General features: G+C 41.5%; 24 protein-coding genes. 5 read left to right on the plus strand and 19 right to left on the minus strand.

Features of this window, described 5'->3' with window-relative positions:
• Window positions 1–14 precede the first annotated feature (14 nt).
• From EBQ12_RS02055 to EBQ12_RS02075, 5 genes are all read right to left on the minus strand, one after another.
• Complete coding sequence (locus EBQ12_RS02055) at window positions 15–422, minus strand: hypothetical protein (protein WP_125588922.1); 408 nt, start codon at window positions 420–422, stop codon at window positions 15–17.
• 73 nt (window positions 423–495) lie between these two features.
• Window positions 496–744, minus strand: coding sequence for a YlbE-like family protein (locus EBQ12_RS02060; protein ID WP_017359376.1), 249 nt, complete (start codon window positions 742–744; stop codon window positions 496–498).
• Between the two features lie 19 nt (window positions 745–763).
• Window positions 764–1,177 carry a YlbD family protein gene (locus tag EBQ12_RS02065; RefSeq protein WP_024720298.1) on the minus strand — a complete coding sequence of 138 codons (414 nt, stop codon included), beginning with the start codon at window positions 1,175–1,177 and terminating at the stop codon, window positions 764–766.
• A gap of 109 nt (window positions 1,178–1,286) precedes the next feature.
• Window positions 1,287–2,330 (minus strand): CAP domain-containing protein, encoded by a 1,044-nt coding sequence (locus EBQ12_RS02070; protein ID WP_058337381.1) that lies wholly within the window; start codon window positions 2,328–2,330, stop codon window positions 1,287–1,289.
• Window positions 2,331–2,452: 122 nt separating this feature from the next.
• Window positions 2,453–2,875 (minus strand): CBS domain-containing protein, encoded by a 423-nt coding sequence (locus tag EBQ12_RS02075; RefSeq protein WP_034646433.1) that lies wholly within the window; start codon window positions 2,873–2,875, stop codon window positions 2,453–2,455.
• Window positions 2,876–3,036: 161 nt separating this feature from the next.
• Here EBQ12_RS02075 and EBQ12_RS02080 point away from each other — a divergent pair, with 161 nt between their 5' ends.
• Window positions 3,037–3,402, plus strand: a complete 366-nt coding sequence (locus EBQ12_RS02080) for a YugN family protein (RefSeq protein WP_008345035.1) — start codon at window positions 3,037–3,039, stop codon at window positions 3,400–3,402.
• Between the two features lie 235 nt (window positions 3,403–3,637).
• On the opposite strand, the gene ctaG is transcribed toward EBQ12_RS02080, so the two are convergent.
• The 6 genes from ctaG to cyoE all read right to left on the minus strand — a co-directional run bounded on the left by ctaG (window position 3,638) and on the right by cyoE (window position 9,822).
• Window positions 3,638–4,516, minus strand: coding sequence for a cytochrome c oxidase assembly factor CtaG (gene ctaG / locus EBQ12_RS02085; RefSeq protein ID WP_125588924.1), 879 nt, complete (start codon window positions 4,514–4,516; stop codon window positions 3,638–3,640).
• 30 nt (window positions 4,517–4,546) lie between these two features.
• Window positions 4,547–4,876, minus strand: coding sequence for a cytochrome c oxidase subunit IVB (gene ctaF / locus EBQ12_RS02090; RefSeq protein ID WP_003211520.1), 330 nt, complete (start codon window positions 4,874–4,876; stop codon window positions 4,547–4,549).
• A gap of 2 nt (window positions 4,877–4,878) precedes the next feature.
• On the minus strand, window positions 4,879–5,499 hold the full coding sequence (ctaE, locus tag EBQ12_RS02095) for a cytochrome c oxidase subunit III (protein ID WP_007499822.1): 621 nt from the start codon (window positions 5,497–5,499) through the stop codon (window positions 4,879–4,881).
• Window positions 5,499–7,370, minus strand: a complete 1,872-nt coding sequence (ctaD, locus tag EBQ12_RS02100; RefSeq protein WP_007499823.1) for a cytochrome c oxidase subunit I — start codon at window positions 7,368–7,370, stop codon at window positions 5,499–5,501. Before ctaD ends, ctaE begins: the two co-directional genes overlap by 1 nt.
• Before the next feature lie 188 nt (window positions 7,371–7,558).
• Window positions 7,559–8,626 (minus strand): cytochrome c oxidase subunit II, encoded by a 1,068-nt coding sequence (gene coxB, locus EBQ12_RS02105; RefSeq protein WP_039168612.1) that lies wholly within the window; start codon window positions 8,624–8,626, stop codon window positions 7,559–7,561.
• Window positions 8,627–8,904: 278 nt separating this feature from the next.
• Window positions 8,905–9,822, minus strand: a complete 918-nt coding sequence (gene cyoE, locus EBQ12_RS02110; RefSeq protein ID WP_024720296.1) for a heme o synthase — start codon at window positions 9,820–9,822, stop codon at window positions 8,905–8,907.
• A gap of 389 nt (window positions 9,823–10,211) precedes the next feature.
• Between cyoE and EBQ12_RS02115 the strand changes: the two genes are divergently transcribed.
• Entirely contained in the window at window positions 10,212–11,135 is a 924-nt protein-coding gene (locus tag EBQ12_RS02115; RefSeq protein ID WP_024720295.1) for a COX15/CtaA family protein, read from the plus strand.
• Window positions 11,136–11,174: 39 nt separating this feature from the next.
• Here EBQ12_RS02115 and EBQ12_RS02120 read toward each other — a convergent pair whose 3' ends face one another.
• The 5 genes from EBQ12_RS02120 to glsA form a co-directional block, all read right to left on the minus strand.
• Complete coding sequence (locus tag EBQ12_RS02120) at window positions 11,175–12,608, minus strand: cryptochrome/photolyase family protein (protein WP_125588926.1); 1,434 nt, start codon at window positions 12,606–12,608, stop codon at window positions 11,175–11,177.
• Window positions 12,609–12,906: 298 nt separating this feature from the next.
• Window positions 12,907–16,353, minus strand: coding sequence for a pyruvate carboxylase (gene pyc, locus EBQ12_RS02130; protein ID WP_041092203.1), 3,447 nt, complete (start codon window positions 16,351–16,353; stop codon window positions 12,907–12,909).
• Window positions 16,354–16,432: 79 nt separating this feature from the next.
• Window positions 16,433–17,644: a putative lipid II flippase FtsW gene (gene ftsW / locus EBQ12_RS02135; protein WP_007499829.1), complete on the minus strand. Its 1,212-nt coding sequence runs from the start codon at window positions 17,642–17,644 to the stop codon at window positions 16,433–16,435.
• A gap of 210 nt (window positions 17,645–17,854) precedes the next feature.
• Complete coding sequence (locus EBQ12_RS02140) at window positions 17,855–18,136, minus strand: Fpa/YlaN family protein (RefSeq protein WP_003212509.1); 282 nt, start codon at window positions 18,134–18,136, stop codon at window positions 17,855–17,857.
• 122 nt (window positions 18,137–18,258) lie between these two features.
• Window positions 18,259–19,188 (minus strand): glutaminase A, encoded by a 930-nt coding sequence (gene glsA, locus EBQ12_RS02145; RefSeq protein WP_035392166.1) that lies wholly within the window; start codon window positions 19,186–19,188, stop codon window positions 18,259–18,261.
• Window positions 19,189–19,308: 120 nt separating this feature from the next.
• On the opposite strand from glsA, the gene EBQ12_RS02150 reads away from it, so the two are divergent.
• Entirely contained in the window at window positions 19,309–19,791 is a 483-nt protein-coding gene (locus EBQ12_RS02150) for a hypothetical protein (RefSeq protein ID WP_008345056.1), read from the plus strand.
• A 15-nt stretch (window positions 19,792–19,806) separates the two neighbouring features.
• Here EBQ12_RS02150 and EBQ12_RS02155 read toward each other — a convergent pair whose 3' ends face one another.
• Entirely contained in the window at window positions 19,807–21,129 is a 1,323-nt protein-coding gene (locus EBQ12_RS02155; protein WP_025207279.1) for a PhoH family protein, read from the minus strand.
• Window positions 21,130–21,269: 140 nt separating this feature from the next.
• Here EBQ12_RS02155 and EBQ12_RS02160 point away from each other — a divergent pair, with 140 nt between their 5' ends.
• Together EBQ12_RS02160 and EBQ12_RS02165 are read left to right on the plus strand one after the other, a co-directional pair.
• Window positions 21,270–21,887, plus strand: coding sequence for a YhcN/YlaJ family sporulation lipoprotein (locus EBQ12_RS02160; RefSeq protein ID WP_008345059.1), 618 nt, complete (start codon window positions 21,270–21,272; stop codon window positions 21,885–21,887).
• A 308-nt stretch (window positions 21,888–22,195) separates the two neighbouring features.
• Window positions 22,196–22,426, plus strand: coding sequence for a YlaI family protein (locus tag EBQ12_RS02165; protein WP_008345063.1), 231 nt, complete (start codon window positions 22,196–22,198; stop codon window positions 22,424–22,426).
• Window positions 22,427–22,455: 29 nt separating this feature from the next.
• On the opposite strand, the gene EBQ12_RS02170 is transcribed toward EBQ12_RS02165, so the two are convergent.
• Window positions 22,456–22,737, minus strand: a complete 282-nt coding sequence (locus EBQ12_RS02170) for a YlaH-like family protein (protein WP_045034298.1) — start codon at window positions 22,735–22,737, stop codon at window positions 22,456–22,458.
• Between the two features lie 96 nt (window positions 22,738–22,833).
• Complete coding sequence (typA, locus tag EBQ12_RS02175) at window positions 22,834–24,672, minus strand: translational GTPase TypA (RefSeq protein ID WP_008345068.1); 1,839 nt, start codon at window positions 24,670–24,672, stop codon at window positions 22,834–22,836.
• Between the last annotated feature and the right edge of the window lie 93 nt (window positions 24,673–24,765).

Here is a 24,765-nt window from a genome sequence, read left to right on the forward strand (position 1 = left end):
ATCAGAAAATGCTTTTACGTGACAAATACATCCCACGTCTCTCTTTTCTGCTTATATTCAGGGTGACGAGAATTTAGCACAACGGTCATTTTATGCTTTCCTTTTGAAAGGTGCTTGACCACAAACGCCGCAGTATACTCATTGCCTGCCCGTTTCCCGTCTACATACACTGTAAAATACCCCACCTTCTTATCCTTTTTTAGGGGTGAAGGTTCAAGGTGAAAATCTTGAAGTGTACTTTCTATATACACAACAGATCCCTGCACTTTGTATTTTAAAAAGCCTTGCTGCTTCATTTCACTTTGCGTCTGCTGCATGACTGGTACTGCTGGTTCTTGCCTAGTTACTTGCTCTTGATCATGTTGACTTTGACATCCGGTGAGAAGAAAAAGCAATGCGCATATTGACAGCATCCATTTCATGTTCTGATTCTCCTTTCGTCTACTTTTATAGGATGCTCATGAAATAGACATCTTAATCAACTCAAAAAAAGCCTCACCCGGCTCCATTTTGATTGCGCATTGCTTGGAACATCTGGATCATCATTTCAGCCATTTGGACACTATTGCTCAACTGGCTCACACGATGAGGAATGGTTTTTTCGTAAAAGTTCATTTTATCTAATTCAAACGAAGTGACATTTTCAGGATGCCGCGTTAACTGTCTATACCAGAGTGGGCGCTGCCTGATGAATTTGATTCGATCCTCTTCGGCCATGACAAACTCTTGTACTTCTCTCCGCACCAAAAGCATCCCCTTTCAATTAATCTTTCCTGAAGGAGAATGGGTGCTGGCTGCCTCCAGATGAACCCTTCTTTGAGCCATTTGATGAAAATTGACCGAGTAAGCTTTGTAAAGAGGAAATAGACTGGCTCATTTTATTAATCTGTTCATTCATTTGATCAGCGTCCATTTTTTTCACTGCAGAAACCATTTTAGACATAAAATCTGCTTTTCCCGGTTCACTTTGCTTAGCGGCTTTTTCTTCTTTTGCTTCTTCCGTTTGTGTTTGCCGGTAAGGAGACCACATGTCATCTTCCTCACCAAACATGACCCAATTCTCGTATAAACTTTGCCAGCTTTTTTCTTGCGTCTGCACTTCTTGAATTAATTTCGGATGGCGTCTGACGAACTGTTTAAATTCATCAATGGATGTTTGCTTTTGCTTATTTGTCATATCCTCACCCCCCATACAAATGCCTACTATACTATATACATCTGGGTCTATTTTGGTGAGCCCTTTTCATAAAAAAACAGCCGCCATCTGTGCGCAGCTGTTTAGAGGATTAAGACGTTTTCTTAATGAAGTTTTGTGTATAATACTTTTCTTTCACACCAACGCCAAGGTGCGTGTAATCTTGATTTAACAATGCCTTCCGGTGACCTTCGCTATTCAGCCAGCCTTCTACAGCTGCAGGGCCATCAACATAATTATACGCAATGTTTTCCCCCGCAAGCTGAAATGCGACCTCGCCTCTTTCTAACCGATCTTTCAGCGTGCCGTATTTTTTAGATTCATGGGAGAAATAATGATTATCTTTCATGTCCTCACTATGCATGAATGCCACTTCAGAGGTTTCATCGTCCCACTTTAAGGTCGGCAGTTTGTACTTATGGCGGATAATATTGGTCATATCAAAAATTTGTTTTTGACTCGACGCTTCAATATCCTTCCACTTTTCGCCTGATATCGCCTCAGGTTCAATTAATTGACCTCGATAAACGACTTCATACGGCTTTTGTTTGACAAATGTATCTGCATTAAAGGCTCGAATGCTCGAAAGAGTGCTTTCAAACTTATCCATGTAGAGCTGGACATACACATCATCTCCCACTTTCACCGTCGGCCTGGTATTCATATCATCTTCTGAGAATTCAAAGCGATATGAATTTCCCTCGTCCTCTACATGAATGTAAGGAGCGATTTGTGTTTTTTTAAACACTTCACTTGTGGCTTGACCGATTTTAAACGGCTCAACATTCAGCCCATCCCCTGTCGCAAACAAGGTCACCACTTTACTGTCCTTTACCCCTACTTGAATATAGTGTTTCTTCGATTGATTGTATATCCACCAGTCATAATCATATGCGGAAGGATCAATGCGATCTGGTTCCCCTAGCTGTTTAAGCACTTCGTTTGAAGACTTCCCCATAAAGGACATGAGACCTTTTTTCGGAATGTTGATCGGCTTATCGCTAGATGTTTCTTCATTAGACACCTTCGGCTCATTGCTGTTTTCTTTTTCTGGTGAAGATCCATATTGAATAAACAGAACGTACGTTCCAGATATAATCAGGAGGATGAAGAGTGTTTTCAGCACAGTTTTCAAATAAACACCTCCGTTAAATTGGCAAGGTACAAAAAGTACCTTCTACTGTCATTTAAACAAAACTTGCTCCATTTATCAACGACAATACAGCCTATTTAACACGAATTTAAAATATGCCCCTCCTAATGAAGAAATCCTTGGCCATGATCCTGGTCTTGTTGAGAGATTTCCGTCAGAGCATCACCTGCACGATCGTTTGATAAATCTTCAACTGATAAATCCCCAAGGGCTACGATCCCTGTGAGTGCCCCGTTTTTGACAACCGGGATACGGCGGAGCTGATGTTCTGACATCAACCGGACAATTTCTTCTAGGGTTGCATCTTCTTCAGCTGTCAAAACTTCCTTCGTCATGATGGCACCAACCTCTTGTGAGTTCGGCTTTTTCTCAGCAATACCTCTAAGTACAAGGTCGCGGTCTGTGACAATACCAACAAGCTGATCTCCGTCGACTACCGGAATGGCACCAATGTCAGCATCTTTCATTTTGACTGCCGCTTCATACGCATTGTCGTCCTTTTGCAACGTCACTACTTTTTTCGTCATGATATCTTTGATTTTTTTCGTTTTCACGTTGATTCCTCCATCCGTTATTTTCTTTATTACTGTAACCAGCTTATAAAAGAACATACCCTTCACAGTTGAAAGTTTAACGCTTTCATACTATGATTGTCAGTAAAGGGAATTTTTATAAGGAGGGGTTTTGGGTGAAGTTTGAAGGTACGGGGATTGAAAAGGTATCAGCTGACTTAAATAAATTGGATTTCATTATGGAAAGTGAAGGATTTGTACGAGCCGATCAATGGGATTATGAGCGTGTGACGTACGACAGGAAGTATAACATGGTAGAGGGGACGTTTTACTTACGGATCTCTGGCTACGCCACTGAGGGAGATGTCGGCTCCAAAAAAGCCCACATCCAGCTGCTGACACCTTTACTTGGAAAACACTATTATCCGCATGGTGTTGAATATGGAGAAGGCGAAGATTTCCCTAAATCTCTTATTCAATCCAGCAAAAAAACGCTGAACCAATTGAAAGAAAAACTAGAAGCGATAACTGCTGAAGCATAAAAGAAGCACAGCCCCTACGGCTGTGCTTTCAGCGTGTAGACAAACCCTCGCATTCGTTGTCAGTCCTGTGCGCTGGTGCTCACGAATGCCAAATTCGATCCGCTCCAGTGCTCGTCCTTCCTAGACTGCAAAGGTTTTCTATCACGCTGAAAAGAAGACAAAGGGCTAAAATAAAGTTCATTTTAGCCCTTTGCCAACAATCTGGAAGCACAGCCCCTGCGGCTGTGTTTTTCATTTATTCATATTTCGGAATGAGCGCATCTGGTACGGCATCTTTCGCTCTTTCTTTTCTCGCCCAGTCAAAGAAGACAACAGCAAGAATGGATCCGTATACAATCTCCTGAATGATTTTCATCAAAATAGCACCTAGCTGCTGATCTTCTAGCAGCGGCAATGTATGAAACATGTCAGGACCCGTAAGCGCAAGACCTGCAAGCATATCACTTGGTACACATAGGTGCAGTGCTTGTATCCATGCGCCGGCATCTGAATAAGTGGCATAGATAGGCGCTTCACTAAACATAATGAGTGCGCAGGCAGGTGTCATTAAAATCCCATCTGCCATAATATATCCAAGCTTTAAAATGCCTGTAATCTGCGGCTGACTTTGCACTTTATGGACAAGCGGCCACCACATGAAAAAGGCAGCGATAAAAATGACAACCGTCATCAATGCGTGATAAAACGGATCTGTTTTAACAAAATCGAACACAAGCGGAATATGATACAGCGAAAACAACCCGTTAAAACCGAGTAAGGCAATCAACGGCTTAGAAAACAAGCGGAAAATCGGCTGAATACCCCGTGTTTGAATGGTCCGCTCCCAAATCGCCGCAGGCAAACCTGTAATAAGAAGGGGCGGGATGACCAAATAGAGCACTGCCATTTGCGCCATATGCGCACTGAACATAATATGCCCCATTAAATCAATCGGGCTCCCCTTCACTGCATAAAGCAACACAAGCCCCGTGAGAAACAGCGTTTTCTCTTTCACCGTCGCACGGTGCTTCCCCTTCGTCACGAGAAGCAGATAAAAAGCGGCTGCTGCTACAATACATGTCAAATAGTAAGGACTCCATAATGCACGAAATCCAAATATCTCTAAGTTTTCCATTGCTGCGCCTCCTTCAAGGGCAAAGCGAGCTTACCACCAAATAATGGTCAAAAAGGCTAAAACGGTAATAAACGCGACAAACACACCTGAGTAAAGAAACAACGCGGGTGTTTCATGCCCTTTTTGGTTCATGTGCATAAAATAATAAAGCTGAAAAGCGACCTGAATCACTGCAAGCAGTAAAATAAAAGGGACAGCGAACCAATTTCCGACGTCTTCAGAGGCGATTGTTAAAAAGGCAACAAACGTTAAACCAATCATCAAGCCGAAAGAAATGAGCTGATGCTTCATTTCTTCGGCATTTTTCTTTTTCCGATAGACAAGATCGACTTTGGACTGATTTGTGTTTTTATTTCCCATTCTTATCCCACCATTCCCATTAAATATACAACGGTAAAGATGAAGACCCACACAACATCAATGAAGTGCCAATAAAGGCTCGCCACATAATATTTTGGTGCATTGTATAAATCGAGTCCGCGTCTCATATTCCGAATCATCAGAGCGGTGATCCAGCAAAGTCCAAATGCGACGTGAGCCCCGTGTGTTCCAACAAGCGTATAGAAGGAAGAGCCAAGTGCAGAACTCGTAATGGTAAATTCATACGCATGCACATAATGATAAAACTCATAAATTTCTACCCCTAAAAATCCAGCACCTAAAAGAACGGTTACACCTAACCAAAGCTGCATTTTTTTAAAGGCAAAGTTTTTCATATGATACATAGCATACACACTCGTTAAACTGCTCGTTAACAGAAGCATTGTAGCAATAAAGACAAGTGTGAGGTCAAACATTTCAGTTGTTGTTGCGCCGCCTGCATTTGAATTTTTCAGCGCCAAATAAGTGGCAAACAAAGATGCAAACAGGACCGTTTCTCCCCCAAGAAACAACCAGAACCCGACGAACTTATTCTTTCCTTCTAACGTGGCTTTCTCAGGAGAAGCCGGAAAGGTTTCCGCTGTCATTTTTTGTGGTTCCATTATGCTTTCACCCCTTTGTCATCGTCATCCGTCAAATCTTCTTTGTGAATATGGTATCCATGATCATCTTTAAGAGAGCGAACGAGCATGGTCGCAAACGTGATGCCAAGACCAATGAAGATCACCGGTAGACCCCAGCTGTGTTCTTGACGATACATAAAACCAAACGCTGACACAAATAGACCGAATGAGATAATGATAGGCAAGATGGAATTATTCGGCATGTGAATATCATCGAGCGGTTCAGATGCTGTCATTCCTTTTTTACCATCCATTTTCTCAATCCATAATGGATCAAGTCCCCGTACAAGAGGCAGCTGCTTAAAGTTATATTCTGGCGGAGGTGAAGATACTGCCCATTCAAGCGTTCTTCCATCTCCCCAAGGATCGCCCGATACACGCTCCCCTTTTGCTGTCGTCCAGATGATATTAATCAGCATGATGACAACTGCTACAAACATGAACAGTGCCCCAATCGTACTCACCAAGTTCCCAAGGTCTAGACCCTGACCTGGCAAGAATGTAAAGACTCGGCGCGGCATGCCCCAAAGACCGAGAAAATGCTGGATAAAGAACGTTAAATGGAAACCGACGAAAAACAGCACAAAGCCAATTTTCCCAAGCTTCTCATTCAGTATTTTCCCAAACATCTTCGGCCACCAATAATGCACACCTGCTAAAATACCGAAGACCACACCACCGATAATGACATAGTGGAAATGCGCCACAACGAAGTACGTGTCATGGAACTGATAATCCGCTGCTGCTGCTGCAAGCATGACGCCGGTTACACCGCCAAGTAAGAATGACGGAATGAACGCAACTGAATATAGCATCGGCGTTGTGAACTTCACATTACCGCCCCATATGGTGAGCAACCAGTTAAAAACTTTAATTCCAGTTGGCACCGCAATCGCCATTGTGGCTACGGCAAAGATCGCATTGGCAATTGGACCAAGTCCTGTTGTGAACATGTGATGCGCCCACACCATGAATCCAAGGAAACCAATTAATACAGTCGCAAACACCATGGACGAATAACCAAACAATCTTTTTCTTGCAAACACCGGAATGATTTCAGAGAAAATCCCAAATGCCGGCAAAATCAAGATATACACTTCTGGGTGTCCAAAAATCCAGAACAAATGCTCCCAGATGATTGTATTTCCGCCGAGCTCTGGATTAAAAAAGCTCGTATCAAACATTCGATCAAGCATCAGCATCGCAAGCCCTGCTGTCAGCGGCGGGAATGCGAATAAAATTAGTGCGGATGCCACAAACGTCGTCCAGGTAAAGAGCGGCATTCTCATATACGTCATACCTGGCGCTCTCATATTAATAATCGTTGCAAGAAAGTTGATTCCGGCAATTAGCGTACCAATACCCGCTATCTGCAACCCTAAAATATAGAAATCCATGCCGTGCCCTTCTGAATTCAGCGTGAGCGACGCATAGGCAGTCCAGCCTGCATCAGGTGCTCCGCCCATAAACCATCCAAGGTTTAAGAAAATACCTCCGAAAAAGAACAGCCAAAAACCAAGTGAATTCACAAATGGAAACGCTACGTCACGTGCACCAATTTGAATGGGTACAACCGCATTCATTAATGCAAATAAAAGCGGCATTGCTGCAAGGAAAATCATCGTTGTTCCATGCATCGTCATGACTTCATTGTAAAACCCTGCACTCACAAAATCATTTTCAGGGATGGCTAGCTGAATACGGATAATCATCGCTTCCAGGCCACCAATTAAAAAGAAAAATCCCCCTGCCACTAAATATAGTATGGCAATTTTTTTGTGGTCAACCGTCGTTAAGTAATCCCATAAGACAGCGCCAAACCCCCGCTTTTTAGCTATTGTACTCACCATGAAATCCCCCTCTTATCTCCCATTTGCCCCTTTTCATATCAATGTCTATCTTCACGTTCTAAAAACAGACTATATCTGACAGATGACTTATTCTTGGATGTAGAGACTTATTCGGGAGCTCTTAACAAAAACTTCACATAGATCGTATACCCTTTTGAATGTGCGCAACTTCAAGCTGCTCAAGGCATTTACTGTATTTTAAGACCTTTTAAATACTCGTAGAGTGCATCTGCTTCTGAGTCATTTAGTTTAGGGTACGTCCCTGTCATCTTATTACCTGGTTTAAAGCTCTCTGGATCTTTCAGCCATGCTTTGACATTTTCTTTGTTCATGTCTTTAATTCCAGCTACTTTTGTCCGCTCTCCGAAGGTTGCAAGGTTTGGTGCAGTCCTTGCCGCCTCTGGCCGTTCATCTCCAGGCTCTACCGCATGACAGCTTAAACAGTTTTTCTCTTTAAAGAGTTTTTCACCCTCAAGGGCTAGATCTGACGTAGATGCAGGCTTCTTATAATCTGTCATCTTTTTCGTCCAGCCTAAAAACTCATCTTGAGAAAGCGTTTTAACTTTAAAGTCCATTAAAGCATGTGAGGGACCACAAAGCTCTGCACATTTCCCATAGAAATATTCTCCAGCATCTTTCGTTCGTTTTGAGTCAAATGTTAAATAAAACTTGTTCTCGTTGTCTGTATTTGTATCAATTTTACCCCCAGCTGATGGAATCCAGAATGAGTGTTTCACATCAGATGCTTTCAGCTTAAAATAAACCTTTTGATCAGTTGGAACAATCAATTCCTGACTTGTCACAATCCCATAATCAGGGTATTCAAATTCCCACCAATATAAGCTGGCTCTTACATTCACTACAAGTGTCTTTTCAGGATCTCGTTTTTTCTTATCCATGGCGCTTGTATCCCCTAGCTCAAGCGTGTATGCCACAACAGGTACAACGAGAATAATGAGTAGAAGTATCGGAATCGCTGTCCACGTAATTTCGAGGTTACGGTTCCCTTCTACCTGTTTAGGAATCGTATCTTCTCCCACTTTAGAACGTTTGAATTTAATGATGACGTAAAAGAAAATGATCGATACAACAATAACGACAAGAACCATAATAAGTGTACTCAGTACCGTTAGGAAAAACTGTTTATCTGCTACTTCCCCAACTGGCTTGAGTGTTGATAAGTATGGTTCACCGCAGCCCGCCAAAACGAGCGTCAGTAAGAGAAACAGTGAATAAACACGCCATTTTCTTATCATAATTTGTCCCAACCCCTTTTGCTTGATCTCCTTTGCCTTTCGCTTTTACCTCTTATTTATAAAATCACCTTTCACCCATCCATAACCCCCGCCTCTTATAAAAGCACTTACATTTCCTCTTTTCATAAAAAAATGATGTTTTTACTCAAAATACCATCTATGTATAAACAGAAAGCCGCCTAAATAGAACTGAATATCAGGCGGCTTTCATAGTTGTAAGAAAATGTTGTGTTATAAGATATAGCCATTGTTTTGATGTGATCAAAGTGTATTTCACTCTAGAATAGTGTAATAATAATCATCGCAACGAAAAAGATCGTTAAGTAGTTTAATGAATAAACGAACATGAGTGTTGACCACTTCATGATATCTTTCATTTTAAAGCCCATAAGACCAATGACGAGCCATCCAATGTTCAGCAATGTGCCAAGTGCGACAATCGGCCATCCTAATCCACCTAAGAAAAATGGAAGCGGAAGAAGACATGCTGTCCAAATGATGATTTGGCGTTTTGTGACTTCAAAGCCGTAAACAACTGGCAGCATTGGAATACCTGCTTTGCGGTAATCTTCCGTTTTCTTAATCGCAAGTGATAAGAAATGCGGAATTTGCCAGATGAACATAATCATAAACAGGACCCAAGCCGTTGTGTCGATGGTGCCTGTAACAGCTGTCCAGCCAATTAATGGCGGAACCGCACCAGATACACTCCCAATGACTGTATTAATGGTGTAATGACGTTTAGACCACATCGTGTATAGAACTGCATAAGTAAAGACACCGATAAATCCAATCACTGCTGATGTAACAGTTGTCATCAGCAGCATAATCAGTCCAAGTACAACAAGCAGAATACCAAATGCATACGCTTGACCTGGCTGAACTTTACCTGTCACCGTCGGTCTTGTTTTTGTTCTTTCCATTAGTATATCAATATCACGGTCAAACGCATTATTAATGGCGCATGAACCGGCAATAATAAGAGAAGAACCAATCATTGTTAACAGCACAATATCAAGATTCCCAAGAAAACTCATACCTGTAAAATAAAAAGCAAGCCACATTCCAGTAAATGTTGTAATGAAATTGGAATTGACGATGCCCATTTTAATAAGAGCAAGAAAATCTTTTAAAGCGGTTGTTTCTTCTATTTGTCCATGAATAGCTGCTTCCGCGGCTGTTTTGGAATTTGCCAATGTGTATAACCTCCCTTGCCCAAACCTTCAAACGAACGAATAAAACGTAAAATCGTTACAACTCTATCATACAAGATAAAGAGCTGTAAAAAAACATCCTATTAAATAATAAACGACAAACTTGAAGTTATTTGTGAACTTTTCGTGAATTTATTAGGATGTGCGTTTCAGAAGGCGGTGCAAAATGAAATATTCTCTCCTCTATTTCTATCAGACTGTCAAAGAAAGATCAAGCACTCTAAATCTGTAAACTTTGTGAACTAACATATCATTTTTTTGTGAACTTTGGTCATTATGAATTGCAACAGAACACGCATTTGGCTTAAACTTGAGAGCATGTGAGGTTTTCATTTAGATCAGAAGTTATTTAGAGAAGGTGAAATCATTTGATGAAATTTGCTTTAAGGTTATTGAGCGTTGTCACAACATTTGTGATGCTGATCGTTCTGATTGGCGGTGCGCTTGTGACGAAAACTGGCTCCGGTCTTGGCTGCGGCAGACAGTGGCCCCTTTGCCACGGTCGTTTCTTTCCAGAAATGAACCCTGCTTCCATTATCGAATGGAGCCACCGCATGTCAACAGGAGTTTCCACCATTCTTGTACTGGCACTGGCGGTCTTATGCTGGAAAAAAATCAGTCCAGTATTCCGTGAAACCAAATTTTTGGTCATCATGTCCATTATATTCTTACTGCTTCAAGCGCTGTTAGGAGCACTCGCCGTTGTGTTTGGTTCTAACGCACTTGTCATGGCACTGCACTTCGGTATTTCACTGATTTCTTTTGCTTCCGTTTTACTGCTGGCACTGCTTGTGTTTGAAGCCACCAGATCTGAAACAAAGCTTGTGAAGCCACTTCATATCGGTAAAAGAATGCAGTTCCATATTTATGGGTTGATCACATATACGTATATTGTGGTGTATACGGGCGCCTATGTGAGACATACAAAATCAAGTCTTGCATGCTCTGTCTTCCCATTTTGTTCAAAAGACGGCGCACTTCCAGCGTATTTTAATCAATGGGTTCAAATGTCTCACCGAGCAGCAGCCCTTCTTTTATTCGTTTGGATATTTGTTGCGATGTTCCATGCCCTTAAACATTATAAAGAACAAAAGCAGCTGTATTATGGATGGATCATTTCAGCCATTCTGATTACACTTCAAGCGATCTCTGGTGTCATGTCTGTTTATTCTCAGCTCGCACTTGGTTATGCGCTTGCTCATTCATTCTTTATTTCTTGTTTGTTTGGGGTACTATGCTACTTCTGCTTACTCATTGCCCGGTTTAAATATGAAAATAGAGAGCCTTTCAGATAAACATACAATCCCCCTTTCATCCGAAAAGGGGGATTTCTTTTATGTTTGTTTCGCTTCTTCGAATAGCGAAATGGCCTTTTTTCGTCTTTCTTGATGATCGACTGTAGGCAGAGGATATGTATCCCCCAGCACACATCCCGATTTCATTTGCTCATCTATCGGCATTTTACTCGGTTCATGAATCCATTTTTCATTCACATGCTTTAGTTCTGGTACATACCTTCTAATATATTCTCCGCTTGGGTCAAATCGTTTCGACTGGGTCGTTGGGTTAAAAATACGGAAGTAAGGAACAGCATCCGTTCCGACAGAGGCTGCCCACTGAAATCCTCCAATATTCGAAGCCTCATCATAGTCGACAAGTTTTCTCGCAAAATACGCTTCGCCCATTCTCCAATCGATGAAATAATCTTTTGTCAGGAATGAAGCCGTCACCATTCTCAAACGGTTATGCATCCAGCCTTCTTCATTTAACTGTCTCATCCCAGCGTCAACGAGCGGGAAGCCTGTTTGTCCTTTACACCAAGCTTCAAAAAGTCTCTCATCATCATTCCATTTTATATGTTGAAAGGAGGAGTTGATTTCTTTTTCTTTCATCTCTGGATAATGCGCAAAGATCATATGATAAAAATCACGCCACGCCAGCTCTTTGATAAATGTTTCCTTGCCCTTATCTTCAAAAAGTTCTTCCTCATTGACAGCATGAAAGATCGTGCGAATAGAAATGGTCCCGGTTTTTAAGAACCGAGACAGCTTGCTCGTCCCAAAAACAGACGGAATATCTCGTTTCTCATGATAATGCGTCAATCTTTCTTGAATAAAGCCGCCTAGCGTGCTCATCGCTTTGTCTGATCCAATCTGATCGAATTTCCTTGTACATTTCTTGATGATGTCCCTTAGTTTCTCATCTCCCTTTTCAGAAAGTGACTCATCACAAATCGTATGCTTGCTGCTCAGAAATGATTTGTCAACTTTTATCACAGACTGCTTCTCCTGCTTCCTCCACGCTTGATAGTATGGAGTAAACACTTGATAATGAGAACCATCCGCTTTTAAAATATCTCTCGCCCCATGCAGATGCGTATCTTGCCACTTTGACACATGAATGCCCTTTTCTTCTAAGAAACGGGTCACTTGCTCATCACGTGTTTGACCATTTCCTACTTCGTCTTCATTAAAAAAGACCGCATTGATGTCATAAGCATTCATGAGCTTTTGAAAAGCGGACAAAATATCATCATGAATGAGATGAACATACATGTGAGATTCTCTCGCTTCCTTGACGAAATTGGCCAAGTTTTGAAAGAAATGTTCGTTGTTCAAATCCAGTTCCATTTCTGTAAAAAACGGATCTAGATGATAAAAAGCAAATAATCGGTACTGATGTTTTTTTGCATATGTGATCGCTTTTGATAAGGCGATATGATCATCCAATCGCATATCTCGGCGAAACCAAATCACGACAATTTCCACTCTTTCTTCACCTCATTCTATAGTGTAATCACTCTAGCGGGCGGCTGCACATTTTAATGCGCTCAAAAAAAGACACATCGCAGTGGATGTGTCTTGGATTGTTGACAAAGGGCTAAAATGCTCTTTATTTTAGCCCTTTGTCTTCTTTTCAGCGTGATAGAAAGCCCTTGAAGTCTAGGAAGAACGAGTACTGGAGCGGAGCGAATGTGACATTCGTGAGCGCCAGCACGCAGGACTGACAAAGAATGCAAGGTTTGTCTATACGCTGAGACACATCGCAGTGGATGTGTCTCACTCATTATTCAGGCTTTAAGACAATCAACAGATCTCCAGTTTGAATCCCTTCTCCATTCGTGACATGAATTTCATCCACGACTGCTGAGAACGGTGCTTGTACCGTCGTTTCCATTTTCATCGCTTCATTGATCATCAAATGCTCACCTTGAGAAATTTTCTGTCCTTTTTCAACAAGTACTTTGATCACAGTGCCTGGCATCGATGCCGCAATGTGATTTGGATTTGAGCGATCTGCCTTCATTTTTTCTTGAACGGAGGATTTGATGCTTTCATCCTTAATGACCACTTCACGCGGCTGTCCATTCAGTTCAAAGTAAAGCACTCTTGTAGCATCCGGATTCGGTTCTCCAATGGACACGAGTTTGACAATGAGGGTTTTCCCTTTTTCAATTTCCACCTCAATTTCTTCACCAAGTCTCATGCCGTAGAAGAAGGTTGGTGTGTCAAGAACAGAGATATCTCCATAGCTTTCTGCTGTTTGAACAAATTCAGAAAAGACTTTCGGGTATAAAGCATATGCAATGGCATCTTGTTCTGTCAACGTCAGATCATGTGATTCTTTGAACTGCTTTTTGATCTCTTCAAAGTCCACAGGCTTCAGTTTCTCACCCGGTCTGACAGTAAGCGGCTCCTCCCCTTTTAAAATCAGCTTTTGCAGCTTTTCTGGGAATCCGCCATGAGGCTGTCCTAAATAGCCTTTAAACAATTCAACAACCGAATCTGGGAAATCCAGTGTTGCTCCTTTTTCATAAACATCCTCTTCTGTCAGATCGTTTTGCACCATATAAAGTGCCATATCTCCGACCACTTTAGAAGACGGTGTCACTTTCACAATGTCACCAAACATGTCATTTACACGTCTGTACATTTCTTTTACTTCATTCCAGCGTTCGCCAAGGCCGACCCCTTTCGCCTGCTGCTGCAGGTTACTATACTGACCGCCAGGCATTTCATGCTCATAAATTTCTGTATGCGGTGAATTCATTCCGCTTTCAAACTCATGGTAATATTTTCTGACGGAATCCCAATATTGAGAAAGACGTTCAACCGCTTGAACATTCATTTCTGGCTTTCTTTCATGTCCGTCTAGAGCATAATATAATGAGCTCGCACTTGGTTGTGATGTGAGCCCCGCCATAGAGCTGACTGCAACATCAACAATATCAACACCTGCATCAATCGCTCTTGCATAGGTGAAGAGTCCATTTCCACTCGTATCGTGTGTATGAAGATGGATTGGAATCGTGAGCTCGTCTTTTAGAGCCGATACAAGCTCATAAGCCGCTTGCGGTTTTAATAATCCCGCCATATCTTTAATGCCTAAAATATGAGCGCCTGCGGATTCAAGCTCCTTCGCAAGAGAGACATAATATTTCAAATCATATTTCGGACGTGATGGATCAAGAATATCACCTGTATAACAAATCGCTGCCTCTGCCACTTTGCCTGATTCACGAACAGAATCAATAGCAAGCGTCATACCTTTGACCCAGTTTAGGCTGTCAAAAATACGGAAGACGTCAATGCCTGCCTCTGCCGATTCCTTTACAAATGCTTTAATCACATTATCCGCATAGTTTGTATATCCAACAGCGTTTGATGATCTTAATAACATTTGGAACAAGGTGTTTGGCACTTCTTGACGAAGCTCTTTCAATCTTTCCCAAGGATCTTCTTTCAAGAAACGATATGCCACATCAAATGTAGCGCCGCCCCACATTTCCATACTGAATAACTCTGGCCATAAACCTGCTGTTGGCTGCGCAACTTTCTTTAAGTCGTGTGTTCTAAAGCGTGTTGCAAGCAGCGATTGATGCGCGTCTCTAAAGGTTGTATCTGTTAAGAGTACACCGCTTTGCTCTTTCACCCAATTGGCGAGCCCCTCAGGTCCATGCTTGTCTAACAATTGTTTTGTTCCAGAAGGTATCGTTTCATGGACAGCAAGTTTCGGCACATTTGGTTGATCAAAATGAGGCTTCTTATTTTCCGAAATACCAGGGAACCCATTAATGGTAACGTTACCAATATAAGTAAGCATTTTCGTTCCGCGGTCTTTTTGCTTAGGGAAGTTAAATAGCTCAGGTGTTGAATCAATAAACGATGTATCATATTCCCCTCTTAGAAACTTCTCGTGCTTTGCGACGTTTTCAAGAAACGGGATATTTGTTTTAATGCCACGAATCCTGAATTCTTGTAAATTTCGGACCATTTTAGCCGCAGCTTGATCAAATGTAAGTGCCCAAGTTGACAGCTTGACCAACAGTGAATCGTAATAAGGTGTAATCACCGCACCTTGGAAGCTGTTCCCTGTATCAAGACGTACACCAAAACCACCGCCTGAACGGTAAGCCATGATTTTTCCTGTATCTGGCATAAAATCATTCAAAGGATCTTCTGTTGTGACCCTTGATTGAATGGCAAATCCATGTGTAAAGATATCTTCTTGTTTTGGTATCCCGACTTCTTTGCTGTGAAGGTCATGTCCTTTTGCGACAAGAATTTGGGTTTGGACGATATCGACACCTGTGATCATTTCTGTGATCGTGTGTTCCACTTGGACCCTAGGATTGACTTCAATAAAATAAAACTCCCCATTTGCCACTAGGAATTCTACAGTCCCTGCATTGATATACGATACATTCTGCGCCAGCTGAACAGCCGCTTCACAGATGTCTTCACGCAATTGATTAGAAAGAGACACACTTGGTGCAACCTCAATGACTTTTTGATGACGCCTTTGAACAGAGCAGTCACGCTCATATAAATGAATGATATTGCCGTGATTGTCTCCAATCACCTGCACTTCAATATGTTTCGGATTTTCAATCAGCTTTTCAACGTATACTTCGTCATTTCCAAAAGCCGCTTTCGCCTCTGACTTTGCACGGTCATAGGCTTCGTTCAGCTCCTCTTTTGATCTGACAATCCGCATACCTCGGCCGCCGCCTCCAAGTGAAGCTTTAATAATAAACGGGTAACCATATTCTTCACCGAATTTTTCGACTTCTTTGACCGAATCAACTGGCCCGTCACTTCCTGGAATGACTGGAATTCCAGCTTTTTTCGCTTCATCTCTCGCTTTTACTTTATCTCCAAACATATCTAAATGTTGAGAAGTTGGGCCAATGAATTGGATGCCTTCCTCTTCGCATCGTCTTGCAAAATGAATGTTTTCAGATAAAAATCCGTATCCTGGATGAATCGCATCCACGTCATTTCGTTTTGCAATTTCGATGATCCCCTCGATATCAAGGTAGGCATCAATCGGCTTTTTCCCTTCTCCAACTAGATATGCTTCATCGGCTTTATAGCGATGATAAGAGCCCGAGTCTTCTTTGGAGTAAATGGCCACTGTACGTAAGTTGAGCTCCGTACAGGCCCTAAAGACTCTGATAGCGATTTCCCCTCTGTTTGCAACTAGAACCTTTTGAATTGTTCTCTGTGACATTCTCACTCCTCCATATCCCTTAAAATTTTATATGTACTCTATAATAAAGGAAGAAATGAAAACTGTACACTTTTGTTTTCTAAAGATTCAAAGTTTTCTGCAATCCATTTTTTTGAATCGATGGTTTGCTGATTGATTTTTTCTTTTTATAACGCTCTTTATATTCAGTAAACATGCTGATATTCAGCAATATTCCCATACATCCACTCAGTAAAATGATAGACGATCCCCCGTAGCTGATAAACGGAAGTGTGACCCCAGTGATCGGAATAAGACCTGAAACACCGCCCAAATTAATACACGTTTGGATGGCAATCATTGAAGAAATTCCTATTGCAAGCAAACTTCCAAACGGATCTTCACACTTTCTCGCAATGTAAAAACCTTTCACGACAATAAAGCCAAGGAGAGCAAGGACAAAAAATACACCGAAAAAACCAAGCTCTTCCGAGATAATTGCCATGATAAAATCTGTATGCGGTTCTGGAAGGTATCCATACTTTTGTACACTCTCTCCAAGACCAAGCCCAAAAAAGCCGCCTGATCCAATCGCATAATATGAATTAATCAATTGATGCCCAGAAGCGCCTGCGTCTTTAAATGGATCTTGGAAACTCTCAAAACGTCCAAGACGATTCTGCGTGAAAATTTTATCCCAAAAAAGAATAATAAACGGTGTCACAACAACCATCACCGCACTAAATAAAGCGAGCAGCTTGGCCAGCGTTTTACCGCTAAACCCTGAGCATAAAATCATCGCAAGGGCAATCATACCAATGATAAAAGCTGTCCCATAGTCTGGCTGCAAAATAATAAATCCGCATAGGATGGAGACAACCACAATTGGAGGTGTAACCCCTCTTAAAATATGGTCAATATAATGCTGCTTCTTTGCATAGACAGCAGCAAGATAAATGATGACAACGATCTTCACGAATTCCGCTGGCTGAAGACTAAAAGGCCCAAATTTGATCCAGCTTCTAGCATTCCCTGCAATGTGACCGCCAAAGTACACATAAATGAGAGAAAACACAGATAGCAAAAGCATCACAATTTGGAATCTTTTATTTAAGAGCAGCTGATACGGAATGAGGGCTGTAAACATCAAGATGACCGCCCCGACAATCATAAATAAAAGCTGTTTCTTGAAAAAATTATCTGGCGCAGCATCATATCTGATCACAGATGTAATCATACTTGAGCTATACACCATCACCAAGCCGAATGCGCTAATTAATATAATGGCGAACAATAATGAGTAGTCATACGATTTTAGCATTCTCTTTAACATATAATCCTCTTCCTAACGTCTATTTCTACTGCTTGATATTCTCTTCTCTTAGCTGTTCTTATTCTACTACATTTTCTCCGTTTGATCCCGTTTTACCTCTTTATATTGTTCGTCTTTCATGAGACAATCAAGTCCGTTTGGCATCAATCAAAATAAAAAGGCGGACAAAAAAACTCAAACTTATGTTGTGGAAGTTTGAGTTTTCAATCATTATTTTTTTGTGAACGCATCATGAAGTGCGGATAGTTCTCTCTCAAGTTTATCGAGTAGTTTTTTGCCTTCATGTTGATCAACTAATCCAAGCCGGACAGCGAAATCAATTTCTCTCGATAATCCGAACATTTGAGTATCTAAAACCTCTTCATAAAGAGGACATTGCGGCATCGTTAAGTTGTCCATTTGCACTTGGATCAATTTTAAAATTTTATCTGCATCCAATTTTAATAAAGCCAGTGCTTTTTGCCGATGATCGACTAAAATTTCTGACGCCAAAAGTATCCCTCCGTTCCCCAGGCGAGTACCTAATTCTTCTATTTATCATAAAGCGAAACGCCCAAAATTGCAAGCAGATTTGTACAGTTCGCTCTGTAAAAATAAAAAGAAGCCATTCGTCATTAAAAGATACTCATCTCATATTTTTCACTCATGAGCTCAAGCAGCTTAATACCCGCAATACTATTCCCTTTTTCATCCAAAGCAGGTCCGAATATACCTATCCCAAAGTCGTATGGCGCCGCCCCCATAATTCCGCCTGAAACACCACTTTTAGCAGGGATTCCGATATTGATCGCAAATTCCCCGCTCGCATTGTACATGCCGCATGTGACCATAAATGTTTTACAAATTCTAGCCACATCTTTCGAAAGGATTTGCTTTCCTGTCTCTGGATGCCTGCCATCTAATGAAAAAACACACGCGATCTTCGCCAAATCCAGGCTATTCATCATGACGGCGCATTGCTTTGTATAGACGTCCATCACCTCTTCTACATTCCCTTTAATGATATGATATTGCTTCATATAATAGCACATTGCGCGGTTAATCATTGATGTTTCAAATTCGGATGCAGCGGTTTCTTTGCAATATGTAATGGTGGTGTCATTGGCAAGCTCTCTAATAAAACCAAGCAGCCGGTTCAGCTGATCTTGCGGCGTTGCCCCTCTGATTAAACTTGTAACGGCAAGCGCTCCTGCATTAATCATTGGGTTCAGCGGCTTATTGGGGCTTGCTGTCTCTAGTTTAATCATCGAATTAAACGGGTCGCCAGTCGGTTCTTGTCCAACATATTGAAACACTTTTTTCGGTCCTTCTTCTGAGAGCACGAGCGCCAGTGCTAATACTTTTGAAATACTTTGCAGGGTGAATCGTTTATCAACATTTCCTGCTGAGTGGCACGTATTACTCACATGATAAACAGCGACAGATAAATCCGATTGATCCGCTTTACCGAGTGCCGGAATATAGGATGCTACCTTTCCATTTTTGGCCACCTTTTTTGCCTCTTCTACAAATCGCTGAAGCTCTTCATTGTCACGACATGCCATGCCCAAAATCCTCCCTATTTTTCGTCTAATCGTAGTTTGTACAAGGAGGTGCATGTTTATGAAAGTGACAAAGCGGGCGAAAACTTCTATAATTTATGTTGGAAAGGGGTTGTCTTGAACATGAGCATTATTCAAATTAAGGGGAACGTACAATACAAGATCACCATTGATCCGAGTGTATGGATTTTTGATGACCGTAAATTTTTAATGGATTCATTTTTTGAGAAAAGTGCAGCAAACGAAGAGCAGCAGCTAGATCAGGAGCTTGATCAAGAGCGGGTCATAAGAGAAGGTCAAACACTTCCACCCACATTAAAAACAGAGAAAAAATACGAAAAAGAAAGACTTGTCACAGGCAGCTTCGGGATGAAACTTGGCGACATGATAAAAAATGCAGAACCGCTCGAACAAGCGGAGACGTGTGAATTTGTCACAGAAACAGAAACAATTGCTGTTCCGCTCTCTAAGGCGATGGATAGCATTGCCCATTTCAGCCAAAATGGAAAGCCTATAACAGAAGAAGGACCAATCCACGTTTATTTCGAGGATCAGTCCAACATCACTCAGCCGATTAAAGGCGTCAAAGAGTTAATCATTACATAAGATGACGGGTCTGGACTATAATAAATCAGCTGCAAGCTGAGCAAGTCCAGACCTTTCTCCTTTGACAAGCTTGACATGTCCAGATATTTGCTGCCCTTTGAAACGCTCAATGACATATGTGAGCCCATTATTTAAGCTGTCTAAATAAGGGTGATCAATCTGCTCTGGGTCTCCCATCAGCACAATTTTACTTCCCTCACCAACCCGCGTTAATAATGTTTTTACTTCGTGTTTTGTTAAGTTTTGCGCCTCATCGATAATGATAAATTGATCAGGGATACTTCTCCCGCGAATATACGTTAAAGCTTCCACTTGAATTGAACCGATGCCCGCTAGTATCGCATCGAGTTCACCAGGTTTTTTTGTGTTAAATAAAAATTCTAGGTTGTCATAGATCGGCTGCATCCACGGTCTGAGCTTCTCTTCTTTTTCGCCTGGCAAATACCCTAAGTCCTTACCGACAGGAACAATAGAGCGCGCCACGATGAGCTTTTTAAACATGCCGAGGTCCTCTGTCTGCATTAATCCAGCAGCAAGTGCAAGCAGTGTCTTGCCTGTTCCCGCTTTTCCGATAAGTGTCACAAGCGGAATATCGCGGCGTAAAAGTAACTCAAGCGCCATCGTTTGCTGGACATTTTTTGGGCGAATTCCCCAAATATGTTCTTGGTCATAAATAAGCCGTTTCACATGCTCTGCTTTTTGATCAAGCATCCCCAAAGCAGATCCACCTTCATTTCCCTTCATAATAACAAATTGATGAGGGTTTAATGGCGTTTGGGTGACGTCTTTTATCGGTAACTGATTTTGCTTATAAAATGTATTCAGCTGCTCAGTCGGAATATAGAGCTCGTGATAGCCGTTATCAATGTCTTCATTTTGTAGCACTCGATCGCTTAAGAAATCCTCTGCTTGCAGACCAATGGCATCCGCCTTTACTCGCACTAGGACATCTTTGCTGACCAAAATGACAGGCCGGCCATCCGGTTTTGTTTCTTCCTCTAAGCTCAAATTCTTCGCAACAGCCAAAATCCGGTTATCGTTTGTTTTTTCGATGAAAATTTCTTGAAGTTCATGGAAAGAGCGATGATTCAGCTCAATACGCAGCGTTCCTTTTGACTCCAGCGTAATTTTTTCATGCAGTTTCCCTTTCGATCTCAACCCGTCGATTAAACGTGAGACACGTCGTGCATTTTGCCCAACCTCGTCCATATATCTTTTTTTCGAGTCTACTTCTTCTAACACTACGGCCGGAATCACGACCTCGTTGTCTTCAAATGAAAAGATTGAATTCGGATCCTGTAATAACACATTTGTGTCTAATACATAAATTTTACTCAGGTCCTTCGCCTCCTGATCGGGGTTTCATTCATCCTTGTCTTTCCAAAAACGATTGTTAAAATATATGTTTTCATGAATAAAGTTAGAAGGTTAATTCAACAATAAAATAAATCATGCAGTTTGTGAAGGAGGGAATACACATGCGACTATTTTTGACGTTATTCATGGTTCAAACCATTCTTTTATTAGGCGCTTGCCAGCATCAAGAGAAGCCTTTGGCACAAGAACATCAAGACGGAAACAAGCATTTAGTAAGAGTATCAGACTCATCCAAGAAAAACACTGATAAAGCCCGCCCATCAACAGATGTGGCAAAACACCTAGTGAATGTGACTGAGCATGTAGCAGATGTAAATGACGCAACAGCGATCGTCATCGGCAAGTATGCTGTCGTCGGCATTGATGTAAAAGATGATTTAGATAGAAGCAAAGTTGAAACCATTAAATATTCAGTCGCCAAAGCACTGAAAAATGACCCAGAAGGTGCGAATGCTGTTGTCGTCGCTGATCCAGATACAGTGAGCCGTTTAAAGGAAATGGGCAAAGAAATACAAGCTGGCAGGCCAGTAAGCGGAATTATGGACGAATTAGCAGCTATTGTGGGCCGTGTTATGCCAGAAATGCCTCGAAATGAAATCGACCGTAACGAAACAGATCCAACGAATGATCCGAATCATCAGCTCAAACAACAAGATCAAAAGCAATTAGAAAAAAATCAAAACGATCAATCAAACCATCATATGAATCAGAAGAAATAATGAGAACGGCTTATATCTCTTGTGATATAAGTTTTAGATTGTTGACAAAGGGCTAAAATGAACTTTATTTTGGCTCTTTGTCTTCTTTTCAGCGTGATAGAAAACCTTTGCAGTCCAGGAAGGACGAGCATCGGCGCGGAGCGAATTTGACATTCGTGAGCACCGAAGCGCAGGACTGACACCGAATGCGAGGGTTTGCCTACACGCTGCGGCTTATATCTCTTGTGATATAAGCCTTTTTTATACTGATTTTAAGTGGCTCAAAAAACATGCTATAATGAAGGCATGACCAAAGTGAGGTGAAAATGATGAGAGTGAAGTGCTCATTATGTGAAAAGCTTGAAACCATTAATGATGATACACTTGTTGCTAAACGGTTAAGAAATCGACCGATTCATACATATATGTGCGATGACTGCCAAGAAAGAATTAAAGTAAAGACAGAGGCACGCATCAAAACTGGCAGATTCTCTCTTTATCAAGATCCTGCGACGAAAGAGAAAAAGAAGAAAAAAGGAAAAAAAGAACAGAAGACATAAAAAAGACCTGACACAAGTTCAGGTCTTTTTTACGTACTTACTGTTCCTTCTTTTTTCGCACGATGCAGTCGTATTTTATAAATAATCAAAATGACAGCTGCCACAACCAGGCCTTCTGCGACTGGCAAGAAGATACCTAGAAATGTGAGAAACGTGCAACCAAAAATCAAAAACAAATAAATGACAAGTGCTTTTAAAATCGGTAAACGTCTAGCAAAGCCGAGTTTAAAAACAATAATCGCTAAAACAAGGATGGTGCCATATAGGAGCCACATCCCTGTTTGCGGATTTTCATCGACACGAAACAGCATCGCGAAAAAGGATAGATTCTCACTTACTTCCTGATCATTCAAAAAGATTCCCTCCCCTTATCTTTCAGGGTTCTATCTTTTTAATTCTTCATGGAATTAAGATAATCCTGCTAGCTTTTTCTTCTTCGCAGCTTTCTCACGTTCGTTTTTATCTAAAATTTTCTTTCTTAAACGGATCGATTCCGGTGTAACCTCACAGTATTCGTCTTCATTTAAGTACTCAAGAGATTCCTCAAGTGACATAATACGTGGTTTTTTCATACTAACCGTTTGATCTTTTGTCGCTGAACGTACGTTTGTTTGTTGTTTCATACGGCTCACGTTGACAACAAGATCGTTTTCACGGTTATGCTCACCAACAATCATTCCTTGGTATACTTCAACACCCGGCTCAACGAAAATCACACCGCGCTCTTCAACGCCTTGGATTCCGTAAGCAGTTGCTTTACCTGTTTCCATTGAAACAAGTACACCTTGACGGCGTCCGCCAACTTGACCAGACTGCATCGGCTGGTAGCTGTCAAATGTATGGTTCAAAATACCAAAACCACGAGTTAATGAAAGAAATTCAGTTGTATATCCGATTAAACCACGTGATGGAACTGTAAAGATCAGGCGAACTTGACCGTTACCATTATTGATCATGTCAATCATTTCACCTTTTCTTGCGCCCATTGATTCCATAACAGAGCCAGTATGCTCTTCAGGTACATCAATTTGAACACGCTCTACAGGCTCACATCGAACACCATCTACTTCTTTTACAATAACTTCTGGCTTCGATACTTGCAGTTCAAATCCTTCACGTCTCATATTCTCAATCAGAATGGATAAGTGAAGCTCACCGCGTCCTGATACGACCCAAGCATCAGGTGAATCCGTTGGATCTACACGAAGACTTACGTCTGTTTGAAGCTGCTGTTCTAAACGCTCTTCAATTTTACGTGATGTCACGTACTTTCCTTCACGGCCTGCAAATGGGCTGTTATTCACAACAAATGTCATTTGAAGTGTCGGCTCATCAATACGAAGGATCGGCAAAGCCTCTTGGTGTTCTACCGGGCAGACTGTTTCTCCTACGTTGATGTCTTCCATACCAGATACTGCGACAAGATCTCCAGCTTTCGCTTCATTGATTTCCACTCGTTTTAACCCTTGGAAACCAAAAATCTTCGTCACGCGGAATTGTTTTACACTGCCATCCACTTTCATTAGAGCAACTTGCTGTCCTACTTGCATCGTTCCTCTAAATACACGGCCAATTCCAATTCTTCCAACATAATCATTGTAATCAAGTAGCGCCACTTGGAATTGAAGCGGCTCTTCATGGTTGTCGACTGGGCATGGGATATGGTTGACAATCGCTTCAAACAACGATTCCATGTTTTCATCTTGCTTACTAGCATCGTTACTTGCTGTACCATTGATTGCTGATGCATATACAACTGGGAATTCAAGCTGTTCTTCTGTTGCATCCAATTCAATGAACAAGTCAATAACTTCATCGACTACTTCAGCTGGACGAGCAAAGTCACGGTCAATTTTATTGACAACAACAATTGGTGTTAAGTTTTGCTCAAGTGCTTTTTTTAGCACGAATCGTGTTTGAGGCATACAACCTTCATATGCATCCACAACGAGAAGTACACCATCTACCATTTTCATGATACGCTCAACTTCACCACCGAAATCGGCGTGTCCTGGTGTATCTAAAATATTAATGCGTGTATCTTTATAATGGATCGCAGTATTTTTAGCTAAGATCGTAATACCGCGCTCTCGCTCTAAATCATTTGAATCCATGGCTCTCTCAGCGATATTTTCATTCGCACGGAAAGTACCAGCTTGATGGAGCAATTGGTCAACAAGCGTCGTTTTACCATGGTCAACGTGGGCAATAATTGCGATGTTGCGAAGGTCTTTTCGAAGTTTCACATTTTCATCTCCTAAAATAATTAGATAACTTTCATATTATATCACAATCCCCTTTAAATGCCGATCGTTTTTCTGTAAACTTATATTAACTCT

Origin of the sequence: Bacillus sp. 2B09 (assembly GCF_003946835.1) — a bacterium.
GTDB classification, from domain to species: Bacteria; Bacillota; Bacilli; order Bacillales; family Bacillaceae; genus Bacillus; species Bacillus altitudinis.

Bases quoted from the DNA above. Each gene is read 5' to 3' on its own strand.
- EBQ12_RS02055 (WP_125588922.1), bottom strand. From the start codon at position 422: ATGAAATGGATGCTGTCAATATGCGCATTGCTTTTTCTTCTCACCGGA.
- EBQ12_RS02065 (WP_024720298.1), bottom strand. From the start codon at position 1,177: ATGACAAATAAGCAAAAGCAAACATCCATTGATGAATTTAAACAGTTC.
- EBQ12_RS02075 (WP_034646433.1), bottom strand. From the start codon at position 2,875: ATGACGAAAAAAGTAGTGACGTTGCAAAAGGACGACAATGCGTATGAA.
- ctaG (WP_125588924.1), bottom strand. From the start codon at position 4,516: ATGGAAAACTTAGAGATATTTGGATTTCGTGCATTATGGAGTCCTTAC.
- ctaF (WP_003211520.1), bottom strand. From the start codon at position 4,876: ATGGGAAATAAAAACACAAATCAGTCCAAAGTCGATCTTGTCTATCGG.
- ctaE (WP_007499822.1), bottom strand. From the start codon at position 5,499: ATGGAACCACAAAAAATGACAGCGGAAACCTTTCCGGCTTCTCCTGAG.
- ctaD (WP_007499823.1), bottom strand. From the start codon at position 7,370: ATGGTGAGTACAATAGCTAAAAAGCGGGGGTTTGGCGCTGTCTTATGG.
- coxB (WP_039168612.1), bottom strand. From the start codon at position 8,626: ATGATAAGAAAATGGCGTGTTTATTCACTGTTTCTCTTACTGACGCTC.
- EBQ12_RS02115 (WP_024720295.1), top strand. From the start codon at position 10,212: ATGAAATTTGCTTTAAGGTTATTGAGCGTTGTCACAACATTTGTGATG.
- pyc (WP_041092203.1), bottom strand. From the start codon at position 16,353: ATGTCACAGAGAACAATTCAAAAGGTTCTAGTTGCAAACAGAGGGGAA.
- ftsW (WP_007499829.1), bottom strand. From the start codon at position 17,644: ATGTTAAAGAGAATGCTAAAATCGTATGACTACTCATTATTGTTCGCC.
- glsA (WP_035392166.1), bottom strand. From the start codon at position 19,188: ATGGCATGTCGTGACAATGAAGAGCTTCAGCGATTTGTAGAAGAGGCA.
- EBQ12_RS02150 (WP_008345056.1), top strand. From the start codon at position 19,309: ATGAGCATTATTCAAATTAAGGGGAACGTACAATACAAGATCACCATT.
- EBQ12_RS02160 (WP_008345059.1), top strand. From the start codon at position 21,270: ATGCGACTATTTTTGACGTTATTCATGGTTCAAACCATTCTTTTATTA.
- EBQ12_RS02165 (WP_008345063.1), top strand. From the start codon at position 22,196: ATGAGAGTGAAGTGCTCATTATGTGAAAAGCTTGAAACCATTAATGAT.
- EBQ12_RS02170 (WP_045034298.1), bottom strand. From the start codon at position 22,737: ATGCTGTTTCGTGTCGATGAAAATCCGCAAACAGGGATGTGGCTCCTA.